Source organism: Paenibacillus anaericanus (assembly GCF_003994475.1).
Lineage (GTDB): Bacteria > Bacillota > Bacilli > Paenibacillales > Paenibacillaceae > Fontibacillus > Fontibacillus anaericanus.
On the sequence record NZ_RZNY01000003.1, the window covers coordinates 1 to 14,294 of the forward strand.

Below are 14,294 nucleotides of genomic sequence, written 5' to 3' on the forward strand. Positions count from 1 at the left end.
TTTGCTGCACAGTTTCAGAAGAAATCTGCTTAATTCGCTAAAGGTAGTGTCCACTTTTTTGACAGAGGTCCAGTTATACAATTAAAATGTGAGGATTGGCAACTTAGCCAAATTTAACTGTACTTTGTGCAACTATTAGTGAAAGGGGACTGGAGTATAAAAAACATCACCCTCAGCAATCCTCTGTAGAACTAGGATGCTATGGGTGATGCCCTTATGTTTCTTCATTTTCTTTTTACAAATTCAAATGTACTACTTCTCCGGTTTTATCGGATTCAAACACAGCTTCCATCAAAGTCATAATGCGTAATACTTCTTCATTAGTTACGATTCGTTCAGCCGTATTTTCAATAGTATCAATAAAATTATAGTAGAAGTCACGTACGTCGCACTCAACTCTAGGTACTGGATACTCTGATACGGTATTCTCTGCACGTGGGGCCATCGTTTTGGTCAGTCCTGCACCAGCTACGATAGGTACGGCATCACTAGTATCTGCTTGATCCCATTTCGCGACTTTCCCGTTCATATCCCAGTCTTCGATTACCGCTGCACCGTTCAAACCTGTTACATACCATAGAGGCAATGTAATGAAATTCGTTGTTCCAACTTCCATCAGGGCCGTTCTTCCACCCTCAAAGGTGAGGTATACTTTCACACCATCATCAACTTCATGGCCTAAAATATAACTTAGTTTTGCGTAAACGCTCGTAACCTTTTCTGGGAACAAAATCAATAAGCGGTCTAGTAAATGTACGCCCCAATCTAGGAGCATGCCGCCACCATGTTTAAGATCATGACGCCAGTCCCCAGGGATTCCACGAGAACCATGAACCCGTGTCTCTACATAAAATACGTCACCAAGCTCTTTTTCATCGACAAGTTTCTTAATCGCTAAATAGTCTTCATCCCAGCGACGATTTTGATGAACCATGAACACTTTTCCAGTCTCTTCTGAAGCGCTCATTACATCCTTAACTTCTTGGCTGTTCATCATAGCTGGCTTCTCACAAATAACATGCTTACCCGCATGCAAAGCTTGTAATGTAATAGGGTGATGACTATCATTTGGAGTGGCAATTAAAATAATATCAACAGAGGGATCATCTAGTACAGCTTGATAATCCTCGTAAACTTTATAACCTTTCGTACGCGCTTCAGCTTGTCTCACTTCTTTAATATCATAGACACCCGTAACCTTAATTCGTGATACTTCTTCTAACTTCCGCCCATGCTGACTGCCCATTCCTCCATAGCCGACAATAACTAAGGAATAGATTTTATTATTCATATCCACTGTCTCCTCCTGCACTTGTAGATTAATCAGTTTAGTTTCTATAATATATCATGAATTTCAAGATGAATATCATGTTTACCTTACTATTATCATGATGTCCATGCATATGATCATCACGTCCATACATAGCGATGCAAACAAATAGTCCCCATAGTTCGGGGACTACTTATATGTATATTATTATGATCCCATGCCTTTTAAAACGAGTCAATGCCCATCACATGATCTTGCGGAACTGGGCCGATCATTCGACTGTCTTTACTATGGTTACGATTATCTCCCATCACAAATATAGATCCTTCGGCAAGAGTCCATACTTGATCAATACCCACTTCCATCTGTTCTTTAATATACGGTTCAAGTAACTCTTCACCGTTACGGTATAGTTTACCATCCTTAACTTCAATCGTATCACCAGGCAATCCGATGACCCGTTTGACATAAAAGATTTCTTCATCTGATTCCCCGGACATTAACCGAATAATAGGATGCTCTCTAATGTCATCCATTAGCGTACGCTTCCGATCAACTCGACTATCGATAATGACAACATCACCGTAATCAGGAAGTTTGTTTAATGTATGTGAAAATTTCCAAGCAAAAATCCGTTGATTATCTTTCAAGGTCGGTTCCATAGAATGACCATCTACCTTGTATGGTTGAATAATAAAAATGCCTATAATCATACTGAGTACAAAACCAAGTATAATCGAGATACTCCATCCTTGAATCTCTTTCCATACTTTCATATATGGCAAACCTCCTGTAGATGCTTTTCCTATATTATACATAAAATCATAGACTAATAAAATAGAGCGGATAATCCAGCCTATATAAGATAGGTTCGGATTGGGTTTTGTGAACTTCACCCCACAACGTTAACCGCCTCTATAGCAATCACTCTGTGGACCAAATAAAAACATACATTAATATTTTGTTTCTGGACACTATAGATCTGTAAACAACTACAAAAAGGAGCGATTTAAATGGGTGTTTTAAGTGGTAATCCAAAAGATGAACCTATGCATTATGGCGAAATTTTTGGTGTATGGGCGGCCTCCGTGGCTGCCAGAGGTGCAGTATCCTGCTATCAGACATATCTAAACCACGCTGGTGACAAAGACCTAAAAAAAATACTTAATGATCTTATTGATCAAGCTAAGTTGGAAATTAAAGAGTTGGACACAATACTCAGTGATAACGGGATTCCTTCAGCACCGATTATGCCTGATAAACCTCCTGTAAAGCTTGAAGACATTCCTGCGGGTGCAAAATTTAGTGATCCTGAAATAGCTGCTAAAATTGCTGTAGATACTTCCGCTGGATTAGTTGCTTGTAGCCAAGCTATGGCTCAATCAATTAGGGAGGATATCGGCGCCTTATTTGCTAAATACCATCTCACTAAAGCTGCTTTAGGACTTAAAATATTGAAGCTAAATAAAGAAAAGGGTTGGCTCATCCCTCCTCCTCTTCAAATAAAGAGACCTGAGTCTGAAAAATAAATTGAATCCCAATCCCGCTCATCGAGCGGGATTTTATTATTTAGCGTGCTATATATTCTTATTGGGATACTATATATAATATATAATTACTATAGGAATTACTTATAGCATAATCTCTTATATCTTTGTCATGGAAGGTGAATTCATGGAACTCAGACAACTCCAATATACGTTACAAATCGCTGAAGAAAGAAATTTCTCCCGGGCTGCTGAAAAGCTTCATATCGCACAACCTTCACTCAGCCAGCAACTATCCAAACTAGAACAAGAACTCGGTGTCAAACTGTTTCATCGGAATACCAGTTCAGTTGAACTAACACATGCGGGTGCTAGCTTTATTACACATGCCAGAAAAATTATGGATGCCGTCGAACAACTGCGTCAAGAGATGGATGATATCTCCCAGCTTCGTGCTGGCCGCGTTATTATCGGAAGTATGCCGATTACTGGCTCCCATCTACTACCTTATGTCCTACCTGCGTTCAAAGAGGCTTATCCAGAAATCAGTGTCACTTTACTAGAAGATACTTCACTCAACTTGGAAAAACTGACGGCAGGCGGTGGGACTGATCTCAGCTTACTTTCACTACCACTGCAAGAACCAACTTTAACTTATGAGACGATCTGCGAAGAGAAAATTGATTTGGCTGTACCACCCAATCATCCCTTAGCAAAGCTTAAATCAAAACCAGGTGGCGTTTCACTAGAACAACTTAAAGACGAACCGTTTATCGTTCTTAAGAAAGGTCAAGGCTTCCGTAAAATAGCACTAGATTTATGCAGAGACGCGGGTTTCGAACCTAATATCGTTTTTGAGAGTAACAATATTGAAACCGTGCAATCCCTTGTAGCAGCAGGCATGGGCATTACACTCGTTCCTAGATTTATCGCTCGGGCGGAACGAAGTGAATTGATTCCAGTGTATGTGCCACTTTCTAGTCCCGTTCCAAGCCGTACTCTAGTTATCGCTTACCGCAAAGGACGTTATTTGTCCAAAGCGGCTGAGGCATTTATTGAAACTTTTAAATTAACGATGAAAGAGCATCTCCAAGATGAAAATGAGACGCAAGGATAAGTTTACTCACACATGCCATTTCCGTAAAGCTGTGGACGCCGATCTTCGAAGACAGGAATTCTATTTCTAACTTGATCAACCAGTGAAAGATCGATCTGGCCTGTAACGATTTCTTCTTCTTCACTACCTTCGGCGACAATCTCGCCCCATGGATCGATAATCATGGAGTGTCCGAAGAAGGAATCGCTACCACTGTCCCCCGTCCGGTTACATGCGACCACATACATTTGATTCTCTATCGCACGTGCCATAAGCAGTGTACGCCAGTGATGCAACCGTGGATGTGGCCACTCAGCCGCAACAAACATCACCTTCGCCCCATTGAGCGATAACGTTCGAGCCAATTCCGGAAACCGGATATCATAACATATCGCAGCTCCTGCAACGACTTCATCCAATTCAAAAGAAAGTGTTGCCTCACCAGGGGCTAAATACTTCTCCTCCTCCATTAAGCGAAACAAATGGATTTTGGAATATGCTCCTACCTCTTCTCCCTTGTTATTGAAGATAATCATCGTATTGTACACTTTACCATCCCGCTGTTCAGCTATAGATCCTGCGATAACATGGATATCATGCTTTTTGGCAAACGTCGAAACCCATCCCCTGATCTCTCTCCCATCAGGGTCAGCAAGCTCGGAAATTTGCTCCAGCGCATAGCCGGTATTCCACATTTCCGGCAGTACAATGACATCTGGTTTGATTGGAGCTGCCGCCGCATCCTCCATCCAGCGCTGCATGGTTTCACGATTGCACTGTGGCTCGCCCACCTCAATATGAGTTTGCAGTAGTGCTATATTCCAAGATGTCTCCCTCTGAGTCATCCTAATCATCCTTTCTATCACATAACTCGCATTTGTTTCATCATAGTGTCCGCTTCATAATCCCGTCAATCCCATCTATACAACCCGGATAAATCATGTTAAATTAGCAATATTATATTTTTGGACCGGAGTGTTGCAGGATGAATTCAAGATCACCACAACCATTTGGCGGAAACTCTTCGTTTCCAATTGAACCCGCCGAAATCATGAAGAGATTGCCAACACAATTTTTCGCTTCATTAGTTGAGCGAGTTAACCATGAAATAGCGAGTGGACATGATGTCATTAATCTTGGTCAGGGTAATCCAGACCGCCCAACACCAGATCATATTGTTGCAGCTGCACAAACTGCGGCCTCGAACCCACTCTATCATAAATATTCCCCCTTTCAGGGATATCACTTTCTAAAGGAAGCCGTAGCGAAACGCTATCAGGAGGATTACGGTGTCACTCTGGACCCAGAAAAAGAGATTGCTATCCTATTTGGTGGAAAGACAGGACTGGTCCAAATCAGTCAAATTTTGTTGAACCCAGGTGACCTCTGCCTGGTCCCGGATCCCGGTTATCCGGACTATTGGTCGGGTGCCGCATTGGCTGGAGCAGAAATGTCGTTTATGCCCCTGCGTGCAGAGAATCATTACCTTCCAGACTATGACGCCATTTCCCCACGAGATCGTGAACGTGCAAAGTTAATGTTTCTGAATTATCCCAACAATCCGACCGCGGCCACGGCACCTCTTTCTTTTTACGAAGATACAGTTAATTTTGCGGCCAAGCATGGCATTGTCGTTGCCAGCGATTTCGCTTATGGTGCTATTGGATTTGACGGCAATCGTCCCATAAGTTTTCTACAAGCGGAGGGTTCTAAAGAAGTCGGTGTAGAATATTATACGCTCTCCAAGACATATAACATGGCAGGTTGGCGTGTTGCTTTTGCTCTTGGTAATGAAAAAATCGTCTCTCTCATCAATTTGCTGCAAGACCACATCTATGTCAGTCTATTCGGAGCCATTCAAGAAGCAGCTAAAGTCGCATTAACTTCTTCACAACAAAATGTGAGCGATCTGATTAGCACCTATGAGTCCAGACGAAACGTATTGTTTACGGCCCTAGATGAGATAGGCTGGGAAGCAGAAAAATCCAAAGGCTCCTTCTTCGCCTGGCTTCCTGTACCCAAAGGCCATGATTCCGACTCATTCGCAAAGCTCTTGCTTGAAAAAGCCAAAGTGGCTGTTGCACCAGGTATTGGATTCGGCCGGCATGGGGAAGGTTTTATACGCGTCGGCTTGCTAAGTGAGGAGGAGCGCATGCGGGAAGCGGTACTACGTATTGGGAAACTCGGATTGTTCTAATTGCCCCCGGTGAAATGGATACATCACTATAGTAAAGCATTTTGTTTTGCATTGCCCTGAAACGCATGTTATTCTATCAGTAATTAATATCGTTCGTCGTTCGTGACACATCAGTAAACGTGTAGACGGGACCAGTAGGAGAGATCAACGGAACCTCAGAGAGTAAATTCCTTAGGCTGTGAGAATTTACGGTTCGTCCCCTTCGAAACCTATCCCCGAGCGGCCGGTACATGATACCGGACAGCGCCCCTGTTACCGGGCTTAAGTTGGATGAGACTCATCATCAATAAAGGTGGTACCGCGGAAGTTAAACTTTCGTCCTTTGCGCTGCAAAGGCGAAAGTTTTTTTATTTTCTACTAAATTAAGGAGTGATCTCCATGCTACCTCGCATTGTCGTCAAAATTGGAAGCAGCTCACTGACCTCGCTAGAAGGGGGATTAAACCGAGAAGCGATATCATACTTTGCTGCCGAACTATCTGCACTTTATCGTGCGGGATATCAACCCTTACTTGTTACCTCTGGAGCGGTTGCGGCAGGATTCCGTGAAATCGGATACCCTGAACGACCCAAGTTGCTCCATGAGAAGCAAGCTGCCGCAGCCGTCGGTCAGGCTTTGCTCATGCAGACCTATCGCGAGGCACTCGCCGTACATGGTATTCTCTCGGCTCAGGTGCTATTAACTCGTTCCGACTTCCATAATGTGAAAAGAACAGGCAACGCCAGTATGGCGGTGGAAGAGTTGCTCAAACATAATGTGCTACCTATCATCAATGAAAATGATACCGTGTCTATTGATGAATTAAAGTTTGGTGACAACGATACCCTATCGGCGCTCGTAGCGAACCTGCTCAAAGCGAGTCACTTGATCATCCTGACGGACATGGATGGACTCTATACCGAGGATCCAAGGATTAATCCCGCTGCAACCCGGATAAATCAAGTCGATGAGATTACAGATGCGATTTATAGCATTGCTGGCGGCGCTGGCTCCTCTGTTGGAACCGGTGGTATGCGCTCCAAATTAGATGCAGCAAAAATCGGTGCCTTTGGTGGCGTACCCGTGTTTATCGGCAAAATGAATCAACCGGGTGAAATTTTATCCATACTTCAGGGAACAGGTAAAGGAACTTATTTTTCGACCCAATCCGCTTCCCTACCGAGAAAGAAACAGTGGCTTGGATTCCTCTCCACCCCTATAGGTTCCCTTGTAGTGGATGCAGGAGCTGAAGAGGCCCTTATCCGTGGCGGACGTAGTCTTCTTCCTGTAGGTGTGCGTAAGGCCAAGGGTCATTTCCATGCTGGAGATGTGGTAGAGGTGTTTAACGGAGATGGTGAAATTTTGGGACGCGGAATTGTGAATTACGATGCGGAACAGTTACAAGATATCCTAGGTTTGTCTAGCGTGGATGTAGTGAAGAAGATTAATAGTGTCCATCGCTTAGAAGTCATCCATCGTGATGAATGGATTTCTTTAAAATCATAAATAAATTTGAGGAGGTTACACAATGAGTGAAGTAAGACAAAAAGCCGAGCTTGCTAAACAAACAACTTCTATACTGAATCGTCTGACGACCGAACAAAAAAATGAGGCTCTGCAGATTATAGCTACAGCACTTATTGCAGGGAGTGATGCCATCATCGCTGCGAATGAAGAAGACTTGATTCGCGGACGGGAGAATGGGACATCTACCTCATTGCTAGACCGACTGGCACTTAATCATGAGCGAATCAAAGACATCGCTGAGGGACTTAGACAAATTGTCGATCTACCTGATCCAGTTGGCGATATCCTTGAAACGACAGATCGCCCTAATGGGTTGCATATTGTTAAGAAACGTGTACCACTCGGTGTGATAGGCATCGTTTATGAAGCTCGTCCAAATGTGACCGTCGATGCCGTGGGTCTATGCTTGAAAACGGGGAACGCCGTTGTCCTTCGTGGTGGTTCATCAGCACTTTCGTCAAATCGCAAAATTGTGGAAATTATCCACAGTGCCTTGGCCACAAGCGCCATCCCAAGCCATGCTGTTCAATTGATTGAAGATCCAAACCGCTCATCCGTGGATGAAATGCTGAAGCTCAACGGTCTGCTCGACGTTGTAATCCCTCGTGGAGGCAGTGCGCTTATCCAGAATGTCGTTCAGAACGCCACAGTTCCGGTCATTGAGACTGGTGCAGGGATTTGTCATACTTACATTGATGGTTCTGCTGATTTGGAAATGAGTGCGGCAATTGCGATTAACGCGAAGGTACAGCGTCCATCCGTATGTAATTCTATCGAAACTCTGCTCGTTCATGAGACCTTCGCTAGAGCACATCTAAATGATCTAGCCCAACGTTTTCGTGAAGCTGGGGTAGAGCTCAGAGGCTGCGATCAAACTAGAAACTTTGTAGATTGGGCAATACCCGCTTCAGATGAGGATTTTGCTACTGAATATAACGATTATATTCTAAATATTAAAGTCGTTCATGATCTAGATGAAGCTCTGGCTCATATCCAACGTTTCGGAACCAAACATTCCGAATGTATTGTTACAAATAACAGACTTCATGCCGAACGATTCCAACAAGAAGTTGATGCTGCCGCTGTATATCATAATGCCTCTACCCGCTTCACTGACGGCTATGAATTCGGCTATGGAGCAGAGATCGGTATTAGCACCCAGAAGTTGCATGCTAGAGGTCCAATGGGTCTTCCTGCTCTGACTTCGAGTAAATATATCATTGATGGTAACGGCCAAATCCGACAATAAACGTAGCAGTAACAGTTGATATGCATCCCTACACAACGACAGGAGGTCCATTATATGAACTCAATTACATCCGTATCCAATTCCCCGCTGTCCATTTGCTTCAATGGTGCTGGTTCAATGGCAGAAGCTATTGTACGTGGACTTATTGCGCGCGACGTAGCGAAACCTGAACATATTTCAATGCTAAATCGCAGTAATCAAGAACGTCTAAAAGAATTGTCCGAGAAATACGGCGTTGTTACTGGTAACACGGAGGAAACTAAACATGAATTATTAGCCCAAGCCTCCGTCATTGTGCTGGCTATGAAGCCCAAGGACGCTGGAGCCGCCCTCAAAGCACTTGGTCCACTACTGAAGGAGGGGCAATTGATCGTCTCTGTCATTGCAGGGCTCTCTATTGATACAATGCAAGCTTTGCTCGGTGTCAAAGCTCCGATAGCTCGTACTATGCCCAATACTTCTAGCTCAATTGGACTTGGCGCAACTGGGATCTCTTTCTCGGCGGAAGCATCCCAAGAACATATCAACCAGGTGCTATCCATGTTCCAAGCTGTGGGTATAGTTAGTGTCATTCCCGAATCCAAAATGGAAATATTGACCGGGATATCCGGCAGTGGCCCCGCCTATATTTACTATATGATGGAAGCTATGATTGCTGCAGGAATCGAAGGTGGACTGACACCGGAGCAAGCGCGTGAGTTGACAGTACAGACTGTACAGGGCGCAGCTTCCATGATGACTGAAACAGGCGAAGATCCAGCCAAACTTCGTGCGGACATTACCTCACCGAATGGCTCCACGCAAGCGGCACTTGAAGTTTTGGCCGCAGGTGATTTCACGGCAACGGTTAAAGCTACTGTTCACCGTTGTGCTGAGCGTTCACGAGAAATGGGTGAGGCTGTAAAAGAGGCTCTACTATGAGTAGTTATTGCACTGCAACCTACAGGATTTATGATGAAAAAGGTGACTTTCAACGTAAAGCCCAGTCTATTGCAGTTGGGATGACTGTGGGTACATGGACGGAACTCCCTGGGACCAAGCAGGATGAAATGCGCAAACACTTAGGTCATGTTGAACGTGTTGAGGTACATGAGCCCGAAAGTGGAAATCAGGTTGAACGGTATGCTGACGTTTCTATTTCTTACCCGGATATCAATTTTAGTCGAGATATTCCTGCCTTACTGATTACCACCTTTGGCAAAATCTCAATGGATGGAAAGATTAAGCTAATCGACTTAACCTTCTCGAAGGATTTTCTCAGTGCATTCCCTGGACCCAAGTTTGGCATCTCCGGTATTCGTGAGTTGCTGGGTGTGAAGGAAAGACCTCTCCTTATGAGCATTTTCAAATCCGTTATTGGTTATGATTTGGATGGGCTTAAGGAGCAATTTATGGCTCAAGCACTTGGCGGAGTGGATCTCATCAAAGACGACGAGATTCTGTTTGAGAACCCTCTTACCCCCATTGAACAGCGTGTTCGAGTATGTCTAGAAGCCGCTGAAGAGGCGGAGCAAATCACAGGGAAGAAGTTACTCTATGCTGTAAATATTACAGGACGCACATCTCAACTCAGAGATCAAGCATTAAAGGCTATCGATACAGGAGCGTCTGCGCTCCTATTCAATGTATTGCCCTACGGTTTTGACGTTCTGCATGAGCTTAGTAGTGACCCTGATATTACGGTCCCCATTGCTGCTCACCCTTCTCTAGCTGGTGCATTCTACCCTTCTCCTCATTATGGTATTTCTGCATCCTTGCTTCTGGGCAAGCTCATGCGGATTGCGGGTGCTGACCTTGTCCTTTTCCCATCACCATATGGATCAGTCGTTATGCCACGAGCAGAAAATTTAGCCATTCAGCGCGAACTGCTTAGTTCTGAACTTGCGCTTAGAACTAGCTTTCCGGTTCCATCAGCGGGGATCCATCCGGGCCTAGTCCCACGCATTCTAGAAGATTTCGGCACCGATGTCGTCGTTAACGCTGGAGGCGGTATCCACGGCCATCCTGGCGGAGCCATCAACGGCGGCCTAGCATTTGTGCAAGCCATTGATGCCGCTCTAAACGGCGTACCATTGGAACAGGCCGCTGAACACATGCCTCAATTAAAAGCAGCACTAGACATCTGGGGAGGATCACGATGACCACAAACAAACAGCCCGTTATTTTCTGTGATTTTGATGGAACGATTACAACAAGCGATAATATCGTAGCCATCATGGAGCATTTCAAGCCAGCCGGCAGTGAAGATGTAATGAAGAGAATATTATCCCACGAGATTTCCATTCGTAAGGGTGTCCATATCTTATTCAACCTAATCCCTTCCACGGAGCGGGAAGAAGTAACTCAATTCGTCCTTCAACAGGCGCGGATTCGTGAGGGTTTTGGTGAATTTCTGAGCTATGTTCGAGAGCGTAACATTCCGTTTTACATCACAAGTGGAGGCATTGATTTCTTTCTTGAGCCGATAGTCGACCCGTATAACATTCCTAAAGAACATATTTATTGTAACGGTGCTGATTTCAGCAGTGACCATATTACCATCACTTGGCCACATCCGTGCGACGAGGAGTGCAATAACGACTGTGGCATGTGTAAAGCAACGGTTATGCGACGTTTTCCCCAAGATCTTTACGAGCGAATCCTCATTGGCGACAGTCTAACCGATTTCGAAGGAGCCAAGCTAGCCGACCAGGTATACTCCCGTGCTTCTCTGACTAAGAAATGTGTAGAATTGGGCGTACCACACACACCATTTGAGACTTTCTTCGATATAAGGGATGATCTGATTAAGCGGGAAGGAGAACGATAGAAGATGAATTTTGCTGATATAACGTTAGAGGAGAAACAAGTCGCGCTTGCTGATCTGCGAAACATCAAAGAGCAGTTCGCTTCCCGGGGCTGGTTCCCTGGTACGAGCGGTAATCTCTCTGTTCGGGTCGGTGATTTCTCTCCTGATAACTTCCACTTTGCAGTAACCTCTAGCGGCAGGGATAAGTCAGTACATACACCTGAGGATTTCCTGTTTGTAAATGCCTCTGGCGAAGCTTGTGAATCAACCAAACTTAAACCGAGTGCTGAAACACTCATTCACGCAAAAATTTACCGCATGACGGGCTGCGGCGCTATTTTCCATGTGCATACGGTATTTAATAGTCTATTAAGTGAACGTTATGGAGATACGGGGTTTGTTCCTGCCCAAGGCATTGAGCTCATCAAAGGGCTCGGCATTTGGGAGGAGAATGCAGCAATACAAATTCCAGTACTACCTAATTATGCAGATATTTCAGCCATTGCAAAATTGATTCCTTCCTCCCTACAATCAGACATTCCAGGTATTCTGTTACGTAATCACGGCATATATGCTTGGGGCAAAAATGTGTTTGAAGCCAAGCGGCACTTGGAGGCATTCGAGTTTATTTTCGAGGTGGAATATCGGAGATTAGCTCTGGGTTGAGGTGAAACCAGAACTTAAGGATCTAATTTGCAATAAGACGCTGCGGAGTCGGATGGTTCATCGCTACGTTTGCACTTTATGCCTAACTTAATTCTAGACTTCAGCTATAAAAGGGTTCCTTTTAAGAGGTACATAACCTCAAAAGGAACCCTTTTCCCTATCAATTATCCTGACTGTTTTTCCAAGCCACGTTTACAACCATTCCTATTTAATCATTATTTAAGATCAATAATCCAAATAACGCTATGAAGCAAACTGTACCGATTAAAGCTATAACATTTAATATTTTATTAGTCTTTATTTCAGTTTTGAATAATTTGTAGAGTACAAAGTAAACTCCAATCCCAAGAAGTCCACCTAATGTATTTCCAATAAAATCGGTTATATCGGTAGCACCAATCGCAAATATGAATTGGAATACTTCAAACACCAAACTTACACTTACTATTGGAGCAACCCTTTTTAAAAATGTCCAATCCGGCTTCAACATACTTATATAAATTCCAAATGGAACAAAAATAAGTATATTATTCATAATTTCATTAAAATCAATTTGATTGTTAATAATAACTGACCCAACAAATGGAATTAAGTTAATTCCTCTAAAATTAGGTAGATCTTGAAACGAAAAACACATTTTAAATAATATGATCCATGTTAGTGCTAAACAATATACAACCAATAAACTCATAGTAAATATCTTTTGATGTCTCTTTAATTTTTCTATCATAATTTACCATTCCTTATAATGGTTCTCATTTTATTCATCTCGTTTTCCATCATCTTCATCAGCAGTGTGAATCAAGTCGCCATTCTCGACATCATCTAAATTCCGCCCGTACAGCGCACATCTGCCGATAGTTAAGTGCATGTTAAAGACTATTTTTTTGGGGAATGGTATCTATCATTTATCTCAATCGGTCATCTTCATCATCCCAATATACGTCATGTTTCTTTGTCTTCGATAATAGCTTCAATCCGCCGCCGATCAGGAGCAGAGAAATCACGGCCGGACGTAAGTATGTGTCGATCCGATGATATAGCCGAAACTCTGGAAAATAATTATTCAATAACGGGACCACTACATTCATGCCAACATAATAAATACCCAGAAGCACCAGTACTATGCCAATCCAATGCTGATGATTGGGTTTACCTTGGATCAAGGGAATGTCTGCTAACGGCTCTCTTTCATAACGGCTCGTCGACTGAAGTCCGTCAAAGAAACTGTAGAACCAGATCACGGGAAGTATGAATAGAAACACCGACATCCTTAGGACGTCAATAATATAGAAACTCCCTAGAAACAAAACCATAAGTTGTAACCCTCTCTTTTGCATACCCAGATACATTTGTCCTGCACCTGGAAAAGCCGAGAGTAAGGTAGCGAGTACTTTACTGCGTTTACCTTCGGTTCTTCCCGATTCCCACTCGTCAAATAGAGTGCGATCCACGAGAAATTCACCCGCTTGCTTACGATGAATAAGTTGAACCGCATCGAACATGCAATATAGCCATATAATTGGCAACAGACCGAGAAATAGAAGAAACACAGATTGATTCGTAACACTAGTAATGAATAACATCATGGTGATCAGTCCAAAGAAGGATATGAGAAACGACAAGCCCCGCTGCATCAGACCCAATTGGAAATGTCCTAGACCAGGGATAAATGACAACAATATGGTATAGAATCGTTCTGCTGACTCATCTCTCCGTATCATGGGATCTTCGGAATACTGGTCCGACAGCTCCCTCTCCCTGGCTTTAGGCTGTTTCAACAACAGAATTAGAAGATCAAGCATAGATATAACCCAGAGAATGAGCCCCCCTGTAGCAGCAACAGCGAAGATCCCACCCTCGTTGAATACCATAGCCAAGAATGCTCCCCCAAGCAATCCCCCAAAGAAAAAGATCGGGTAAATGATCCCCCTTCCTTTTCGACCCCAGTATAAATGGCCCAGGCCAGGAATGAAGTTCAGAATCAAGGCTAACAATCTATTACGATAATATGGCAAATTCATTCATCCTTTCT

Annotated in this window: 14 protein-coding genes; 9 read left to right on the forward strand and 5 right to left on the reverse strand. The window is 43.6% G+C overall.

Features of this window, described 5'->3' with window-relative positions; genetic code table 11:
- Nucleotides 1-235 precede the first annotated feature (235 nt).
- Complete coding sequence (locus tag EJP82_RS04205; protein WP_127190791.1) at nucleotides 236-1,291, reverse strand: Gfo/Idh/MocA family protein; 1,056 nt, start codon at nucleotides 1,289-1,291, stop codon at nucleotides 236-238.
- 203 nt (nucleotides 1,292-1,494) lie between these two features.
- Nucleotides 1,495-2,046 carry a signal peptidase I gene (lepB, locus tag EJP82_RS04210; RefSeq protein ID WP_127190792.1) on the reverse strand — a complete coding sequence of 184 codons (552 nt, stop codon included), beginning with the start codon at nucleotides 2,044-2,046 and terminating at the stop codon, nucleotides 1,495-1,497.
- 237 nt (nucleotides 2,047-2,283) lie between these two features.
- Here lepB and EJP82_RS04215 point away from each other — a divergent pair, with 237 nt between their 5' ends.
- Nucleotides 2,284-2,799, forward strand: a complete 516-nt coding sequence (locus tag EJP82_RS04215) for a DUF3231 family protein (protein ID WP_127190793.1) — start codon at nucleotides 2,284-2,286, stop codon at nucleotides 2,797-2,799.
- A gap of 145 nt (nucleotides 2,800-2,944) precedes the next feature.
- Nucleotides 2,945-3,874 (forward strand): LysR family transcriptional regulator, encoded by a 930-nt coding sequence (locus tag EJP82_RS04220; protein WP_127190794.1) that lies wholly within the window; start codon nucleotides 2,945-2,947, stop codon nucleotides 3,872-3,874.
- A gap of 2 nt (nucleotides 3,875-3,876) precedes the next feature.
- On the opposite strand, the gene EJP82_RS04225 is transcribed toward EJP82_RS04220, so the two are convergent.
- Nucleotides 3,877-4,698 carry a carbon-nitrogen family hydrolase gene (locus EJP82_RS04225; RefSeq protein WP_127190795.1) on the reverse strand — a complete coding sequence of 274 codons (822 nt, stop codon included), beginning with the start codon at nucleotides 4,696-4,698 and terminating at the stop codon, nucleotides 3,877-3,879.
- A 140-nt stretch (nucleotides 4,699-4,838) separates the two neighbouring features.
- Between EJP82_RS04225 and EJP82_RS04230 the strand changes: the two genes are divergently transcribed.
- From EJP82_RS04230 to mtnB, 7 genes are all read left to right on the forward strand, one after another.
- Nucleotides 4,839-6,050 (forward strand): pyridoxal phosphate-dependent aminotransferase, encoded by a 1,212-nt coding sequence (locus EJP82_RS04230; protein ID WP_127190796.1) that lies wholly within the window; start codon nucleotides 4,839-4,841, stop codon nucleotides 6,048-6,050.
- Nucleotides 6,051-6,428: 378 nt separating this feature from the next.
- Nucleotides 6,429-7,535 (forward strand): glutamate 5-kinase, encoded by a 1,107-nt coding sequence (gene proB, locus EJP82_RS04235; protein ID WP_127190797.1) that lies wholly within the window; start codon nucleotides 6,429-6,431, stop codon nucleotides 7,533-7,535.
- Nucleotides 7,536-7,557: 22 nt separating this feature from the next.
- Nucleotides 7,558-8,805, forward strand: a complete 1,248-nt coding sequence (locus tag EJP82_RS04240; RefSeq protein WP_127190798.1) for a glutamate-5-semialdehyde dehydrogenase — start codon at nucleotides 7,558-7,560, stop codon at nucleotides 8,803-8,805.
- A 54-nt stretch (nucleotides 8,806-8,859) separates the two neighbouring features.
- A complete protein-coding gene (gene proC, locus EJP82_RS04245) occupies nucleotides 8,860-9,726 on the forward strand; it encodes a pyrroline-5-carboxylate reductase (protein ID WP_127190799.1) in 867 nt (288 codons plus the stop codon).
- Complete coding sequence (locus tag EJP82_RS04250; protein ID WP_127190800.1) at nucleotides 9,723-10,946, forward strand: 2,3-diketo-5-methylthiopentyl-1-phosphate enolase; 1,224 nt, start codon at nucleotides 9,723-9,725, stop codon at nucleotides 10,944-10,946. The genes proC and EJP82_RS04250 overlap by 4 nt, the downstream gene beginning before the upstream one ends.
- Entirely contained in the window at nucleotides 10,943-11,614 is a 672-nt protein-coding gene (locus EJP82_RS04255) for a 2-hydroxy-3-keto-5-methylthiopentenyl-1-phosphate phosphatase (protein WP_127190801.1), read from the forward strand. Before EJP82_RS04250 ends, EJP82_RS04255 begins: the two co-directional genes overlap by 4 nt.
- A 3-nt stretch (nucleotides 11,615-11,617) precedes the next feature.
- Nucleotides 11,618-12,259, forward strand: coding sequence for a methylthioribulose 1-phosphate dehydratase (gene mtnB / locus EJP82_RS04260; protein ID WP_127190802.1), 642 nt, complete (start codon nucleotides 11,618-11,620; stop codon nucleotides 12,257-12,259).
- Nucleotides 12,260-12,467: 208 nt separating this feature from the next.
- On the opposite strand, the gene EJP82_RS04265 is transcribed toward mtnB, so the two are convergent.
- Together EJP82_RS04265 and EJP82_RS04270 are read right to left on the reverse strand one after the other, a co-directional pair.
- Nucleotides 12,468-12,989 carry a VanZ family protein gene (locus tag EJP82_RS04265; protein ID WP_127190803.1) on the reverse strand — a complete coding sequence of 174 codons (522 nt, stop codon included), beginning with the start codon at nucleotides 12,987-12,989 and terminating at the stop codon, nucleotides 12,468-12,470.
- A 178-nt stretch (nucleotides 12,990-13,167) separates the two neighbouring features.
- Complete coding sequence (locus EJP82_RS04270; RefSeq protein ID WP_127190804.1) at nucleotides 13,168-14,277, reverse strand: hypothetical protein; 1,110 nt, start codon at nucleotides 14,275-14,277, stop codon at nucleotides 13,168-13,170.
- Between the last annotated feature and the right edge of the window lie 17 nt (nucleotides 14,278-14,294).

Bases quoted from the DNA above. Each gene is read 5' to 3' on its own strand.
- EJP82_RS04205 (WP_127190791.1), bottom strand. From the start codon at position 1,291: ATGAATAATAAAATCTATTCCTTAGTTATTGTCGGCTATGGAGGAATG.
- lepB (WP_127190792.1), bottom strand. From the start codon at position 2,046: ATGAAAGTATGGAAAGAGATTCAAGGATGGAGTATCTCGATTATACTT.
- EJP82_RS04215 (WP_127190793.1), top strand. From the start codon at position 2,284: ATGGGTGTTTTAAGTGGTAATCCAAAAGATGAACCTATGCATTATGGC.
- EJP82_RS04220 (WP_127190794.1), top strand. From the start codon at position 2,945: ATGGAACTCAGACAACTCCAATATACGTTACAAATCGCTGAAGAAAGA.
- EJP82_RS04225 (WP_127190795.1), bottom strand. From the start codon at position 4,698: ATGACTCAGAGGGAGACATCTTGGAATATAGCACTACTGCAAACTCAT.
- EJP82_RS04230 (WP_127190796.1), top strand. From the start codon at position 4,839: ATGAATTCAAGATCACCACAACCATTTGGCGGAAACTCTTCGTTTCCA.
- proB (WP_127190797.1), top strand. From the start codon at position 6,429: ATGCTACCTCGCATTGTCGTCAAAATTGGAAGCAGCTCACTGACCTCG.
- EJP82_RS04240 (WP_127190798.1), top strand. From the start codon at position 7,558: ATGAGTGAAGTAAGACAAAAAGCCGAGCTTGCTAAACAAACAACTTCT.
- proC (WP_127190799.1), top strand. From the start codon at position 8,860: ATGAACTCAATTACATCCGTATCCAATTCCCCGCTGTCCATTTGCTTC.
- EJP82_RS04250 (WP_127190800.1), top strand. From the start codon at position 9,723: ATGAGTAGTTATTGCACTGCAACCTACAGGATTTATGATGAAAAAGGT.
- EJP82_RS04255 (WP_127190801.1), top strand. From the start codon at position 10,943: ATGACCACAAACAAACAGCCCGTTATTTTCTGTGATTTTGATGGAACG.
- mtnB (WP_127190802.1), top strand. From the start codon at position 11,618: ATGAATTTTGCTGATATAACGTTAGAGGAGAAACAAGTCGCGCTTGCT.
- EJP82_RS04265 (WP_127190803.1), bottom strand. From the start codon at position 12,989: ATGATAGAAAAATTAAAGAGACATCAAAAGATATTTACTATGAGTTTA.